A 687-nucleotide genomic window follows, 5' to 3' on the forward strand; every position below is an offset into this window, starting at 1 on the left:
TTCCAACATTCAAAAGCTTGTTCGTCGTAAGACCATTGAATTTTGCCTTCCCAATCGATGAATCCGCGACCTTTGACAAGTTTAGGTTCAAACACCAACAAGTGCTGGTAGAACTCACGCCAAATGATCTCGCTCAGCCACGTTGCTTTGCCTTCTGACAAATCCGGTTGTGGATTCTCAGCATACAACCTCGCGATGCACTGTCTTGGCGACAATGCTCCGATGGCAAGATAAGGCGAGAGCTGACTCGTACCATCTATAGCGGGGAAATCTCGCTTCATCTGGTAACCGTCACTACGCTCGCGTGCAAACGTCCTCAATTGCTTGAGAATGTCGTTGGTCGATGCACACCAAGCTTCGCTCGATTCCCTTGGATAAGAGAACGTAAAATCGGCATCAAAACCGTCTTGTTTTACCGCTGCTAACTGCTCACTAGGCAGTTCATTTTGTTTCTGAGGCTTGGATACCGTTGGCAAGGAAAACTTTTGCAACCATGCTCGTTTGAATGGCGTAAATACTTTGAAATACTCGCCTTGCTTGTTGAGTACGGTCGTTGGCGCATGAACGCATTTGTCGTGAAAGGCGTGAAACTCTACCCCACGATTATCCAGTGCTTGAGATACCTTTCTATCCAACTCAACTTCATTCACTTCAGAATTGATGTTGACCATTACCGCCATTGCGTTG

At 46.7% G+C, this 687-nt stretch carries 1 protein-coding gene; it reads right to left on the reverse strand.

The annotated features are described in order from the left end of the window. On the reverse strand, positions 1 to 687 hold a 687-nt coding region (locus R7E78_RS26900), incomplete at both ends, for a deoxyribodipyrimidine photo-lyase (protein WP_318058712.1).

This window comes from Vibrio sp. YT-19(2023) (assembly GCF_033337395.1).